Annotated in this window: 4 protein-coding genes, 2 pseudogenes and 1 riboswitch; of the genes and pseudogenes, 3 read left to right on the top strand and 3 right to left on the bottom strand. The window is 74.8% G+C overall.

Annotated features, from left to right (window positions below; all coding sequences use genetic code 11):
* Positions 1-1188: pseudogene (locus V7793_RS34905) on the bottom strand (5-methyltetrahydropteroyltriglutamate--homocysteine S-methyltransferase); the annotation flags it as partial.
* 180 nt (positions 1189-1368) lie between these two features.
* Positions 1369-1579, bottom strand: a riboswitch (cobalamin riboswitch).
* 80 nt (positions 1580-1659) lie between these two features.
* On the bottom strand, positions 1660-2052 hold the full coding sequence (locus tag V7793_RS34900; protein ID WP_336013706.1) for a hypothetical protein: 393 nt from the start codon (positions 2050-2052) through the stop codon (positions 1660-1662).
* 216 nt (positions 2053-2268) lie between these two features.
* On the opposite strand from V7793_RS34900, the gene V7793_RS34895 reads away from it, so the two are divergent.
* From V7793_RS34895 to V7793_RS34885, 3 genes are all read left to right on the top strand, one after another.
* On the top strand, positions 2269-2619 hold the full coding sequence (locus V7793_RS34895; protein WP_336013705.1) for a hypothetical protein: 351 nt from the start codon (positions 2269-2271) through the stop codon (positions 2617-2619).
* A gap of 88 nt (positions 2620-2707) precedes the next feature.
* Complete coding sequence (locus V7793_RS34890; RefSeq protein ID WP_336013704.1) at positions 2708-2992, top strand: hypothetical protein; 285 nt, start codon at positions 2708-2710, stop codon at positions 2990-2992.
* A gap of 170 nt (positions 2993-3162) precedes the next feature.
* Entirely contained in the window at positions 3163-3375 is a 213-nt protein-coding gene (locus tag V7793_RS34885) for a hypothetical protein (RefSeq protein ID WP_336013703.1), read from the top strand.
* Positions 3376-3420: 45 nt separating this feature from the next.
* Here V7793_RS34885 and V7793_RS34880 read toward each other — a convergent pair.
* Positions 3421-3859: pseudogene (locus tag V7793_RS34880) on the bottom strand (hypothetical protein); the annotation flags it as partial.

Genomic DNA, 3859 nt, shown 5'->3' with positions numbered 1-3859 from the left:
GCGGGAGGCCAGGTCGGCGCGGTTGGCGGCCAGTTCGGCAGCGATGGTGTCGGGGCCCTGCGCCAGGCCGCGGGCCAGGGTGACGACCTCGGCGGTCTTCTGGCGGGCGAAGGCGAGCCAGCGGACGATCTGCGGGTCGATGTCCCGCTCGGCCGCCGCGTCCAGCGGGACGTGCAGCAGGGAGCAGGAGGAGGAGACGTCGACGCGGCCGGCGAGGCCGAGGAGGGTGCCGAGGGTGGACAGGGACTTCTCGAAGTCGTTGATCCACACGTTGCGGCCGTTGACGACGCCGGCCAGGAGGCGCTTGCCGGGCAGTCCGCCGACGGCCGCGAGGTCGTCGAGGTTGGCGGCGGCGGGCCCGGTGAAGTCCAGGGCGAGGCCCTCGACGGGGGCCTTGGCGAGGACGGGCAGGGCCTCGCCGAGCCGGTCGAAGTAGGAGGCGACGAGCAGCTTGGGCCGGTCGGTGAGGCCGCCCAGGTCGCGGTAGGCGCGGCCGGCGGCGTTCAGCTCGGCGGGGGTGCGGTCCTGGACCAGGGCGGGCTCGTCGAGCTGCACCCAGGCGGCCCCGGCGGCCCGCAGGTCGGCGAGCACCTCGGCGTACACCGGCAGCAGCCGGTCGAGGAGGGTGAGCGGTTCGAAGTCGGCGGCGACGCCGGGTGCGGCCTTGGCCAGCAGCAGGTAGGTGACGGGGCCGACGAGGACCGGACGGGGGGTCAGGCCGAGCGCGAGGGCTTCCTTCAGCTCGGCGACCTGCTTGGTGGAGTCCGAGGTGAAGACCGTGTCGGGGCCGAGCTCGGGGACCAGGTAGTGGTAGTTGGTGTCGAACCACTTGGTCATCTCCAGCGGCGCCACGTCCTGGGTGCCGCGGGCCATGGCGAAGTAGCCGTCGAGGGAGCCGGCTTCGACGGCCGCGCGGTGCCGCGCGGGGATCGCGCCGACCATGACGCTGGTGTCCAGGACGTGGTCGTAGAGCGAGAAGTCGCCGGTGGGCACCTCGTGGACGCCGGCGTCGGCCAGCTGCTGCCAGTTGGTGCGGCGCAGTGCGGCGGCGGTGTCCCGGAGGTCGCCGGCGGTGACGCGGCCCTTCCAGTACCCCTCGATCGCCTTCTTCAGTTCACGGTTGCGCCCCTGACGGGGGTAGCCGTACACGGTGGCCTGGGCTGCCGCGGCTGCGGACTTGCTGGTCACGGAACTCTCCTTCGCGAGCGTGCGTGCGTCCATGACCCCGGGGGACGGGCGGAAGGCGCGAAGGAACGACGGAACCGGGCGGGTTGCTGCCGGAGTGCGGTCGCGTGTGCGCCGCCGTCCGTGCCCGCCTGATATGTGCGCCGACCCGCCCTCGAGGTCACCGGGATCTCCGTGCGCTCGGCAGCGCACGGGCAGTCGGCAGGTCTTCGGACTCGCGGGCACGCCATATGGCACCTACTGGCCGTCGCTTCCCGGATCCCTGCGGATCCAGTGCGTATGACGGCGGTCGTTCCCGCTCACCGCTGCGGGGCAGTCCCGGATTCCCACCGGGTTCCCTCTTACGACGCGCCTGCCTGGCGAGCAGGGCGAACCAGCTGCACCGTCACCATATGGTGCCGGACGGGCCCACGGACAGACCTGTTCGGATACCGGACTGTGGTGTGGGACACGCGGCGCACGAACGGGCGTTCTTCAGGAGGCGGTTCGCGTGGCCAGGCGCAGGCGCAGCTCCATCTCGTGCTCCCCGGAGACATGCCCCCGGTGCTCGACGGCGAAGGCCCGTTCGAGCTCCTCCTTGACCTGGCGGACGGGGTCCGCCGCGCCGAAGAGGTCGGCGGTCACCGCGCCCGACAGGGCCGTCCCCTCCGCCTGCACCGCGTCGGCGCCGGTGCGCGTCCGGGTGTCGACGCTCATGCACCAGATCATGGGGCCGGCGCCGGGGGTGCCGGGCCCGGTCTCGCCGCGCGGCGGCCCGGCCTCGGGGAAGACGGCCTCGAGGACACCGAAGACGGCGCCCGCGTCCTGGTGGCCGCAGTCCGTCAGATGCACGCTGACGTGGTCCGCACTCTCCCGGGCATCCGTCACTGCTCCTCCTTCGCCGTCCCTGGCCGTGGCCGGGCTCCGCCGCCGAGCGGGGGAGGCCCTGCTTCGACCGTACGGCGCGCCCGGGGGCTCTGGCGCGGGCTGTGCGACCATCCGGGCCAGGCGCCGGGCTCCCGCACGAAGATGCAGCATCCGATTCAACGGCCTCACCCGAACGGTGGAATGCGCCGAAAGTAATTGACTGATTACGCTTAGTGCATGAACCTGTGGAGTCCTGAGCCGCTGCCGTGGAGGCCCGCGCTGCGGGTCGCGGTCGCCGTGCTGGTCTCCGTCCTCCTGCTGTTCTCCGGAGGGAGCGGCACGGTCTACGCCCTGGGCCCCGGCCCGGAGGAGAGCTCCGTCTCCGTGGAGTTCGCCGCCACCGACGACTGCGTCGCGGACACCCGTTCGCCCCGCTCCTCGGTCTCGCCCTCCAGGCGCTCCTGCCTCCCGCCCTTCCGGGCGCCCGTCCCGCCGGCCACCCCGGCCCGCCCGCTGTCGGCCCCGGCCGGCCCCGAGGGCCCCGCGGCGTCCGCCGGCCCCGCGCGCAACGACGTCCTGCGCTGCTGAGAAGGACCGCGCCCGCCCCCGGCCGTCCGGAGCGGGCGCACGTGCGGAACTCCCTTCACACCGGCAGGCACGAGAGCAGAGAGACGTCATGCCCCTCGATCCCGCGCGTGTCCTGAGTGCGTATCTGCGCGCCCAGGTCTACCGCGCCCACGGCCCAGACCCCAAGCCCGCCTCCACCGACGGTGAGCACCCTCCGGGCACCACGAGCCCTTCGCACGGTGCGGACCCCGCCTCCCCGGCCGAGGAGAAGCCTCCCGCCGCTCCCGGCGTGAGCATCCCCGTCGCGGGAGCCGAACCCGCCGCCCCCCGCGGCGCGCCGCCGACCCGGCCCGGCCTCTTCGCCCGTCTGCTGCTGTACGTACGGCAGGAGTAGCCGGACCCGCTCTGCGGGCCGCCCGCTCCCGGCACCGGGAGCGGGCGGCCGCGTGCTCCGCCTGCCGGCGCCGGCGCCGTCCCCTTTCAGGTGAAGGGGCGGGCCCGGCCCGTCGGTGGCCTCCCGGCGCCGGGAAGGGGATGCCCGTCGACGCTGACGAGGGAGAACCCATGCCGACCGACGATGTCGCGCGATTCCTGGAGGCCCTGAGCCCGGCTCACCGCGAGGAGGTCGGCCGGAAACCGCGCGAGCAGCAGGAGAAGCTGGCCGCCGCCTGGGAGAAGGAACTGCGGGAGGACACCGACCTCGACACGCTGAGCGAACTCTCACCGGCCGCCGCCGAGAGCGAGGCGGCCCGGCGGGTCGTCGAAGGGCGTTCGTAGGCGCGGGGCCGCCCGGGCACGGCCCGGGCGGCCCCGCGCAGTGCCTCATTCCGTGGCCGTCACCCGGGCCAGCGCCTCGTCGCGTACGTCCGGGTGAGGGTGCCGGCGCAGGGACCGCAGCTGCTCGCGCCAGGGGGCGGACCAGCCGGTGCGGCGGCCCCCCAGCGAGGTGAGCGCGAGCGCGAACAGCCCGGTGGCGAGATCTCCGTCGTCCGCGAGGGAACGCGCCGCGTGGGCGAGCGCCTCGTCGCTGCCGTCGCGGCTGCCGAAGCGCGCGGCGAGGGAACCGGCCGTCCGCGCCGCGAGCACGGGCCGGCCCTCGTGCAGCCGGGCGAGGCGCTCCAGCTGCGCCGTCAGGGCGGCCGGAGCGGCGGCCGGGTCGAGGACCCGGAGCATCAGCTCGACCGCGTCGGGGACGTGGTGCCCGGAGCCCGCGAGGAGCTCGGCCACCACGGGCGCCGCCTCCTCGACGGCCCGGGTGCGC

The sequence above is a fragment of the Streptomyces sp. KLMMK genome, from assembly GCF_036961605.1.
Lineage (GTDB): Bacteria > Actinomycetota > Actinomycetes > Streptomycetales > Streptomycetaceae > Streptomyces > Streptomyces telluris.
This window is presented reverse-complemented; position numbering and strand designations above follow the sequence as displayed.

Excerpts from the sequence above, each read along its gene's own strand:
- V7793_RS34895 (WP_336013705.1), top strand. The coding sequence starts at position 2,269 with ATGAACCTGTGGAGTCCTGAGCCGCTGCCGTGGAGGCCCGCGCTGCGG.
- V7793_RS34890 (WP_336013704.1), top strand. The coding sequence starts at position 2,708 with ATGCCCCTCGATCCCGCGCGTGTCCTGAGTGCGTATCTGCGCGCCCAG.
- V7793_RS34885 (WP_336013703.1), top strand. The coding sequence starts at position 3,163 with ATGCCGACCGACGATGTCGCGCGATTCCTGGAGGCCCTGAGCCCGGCT.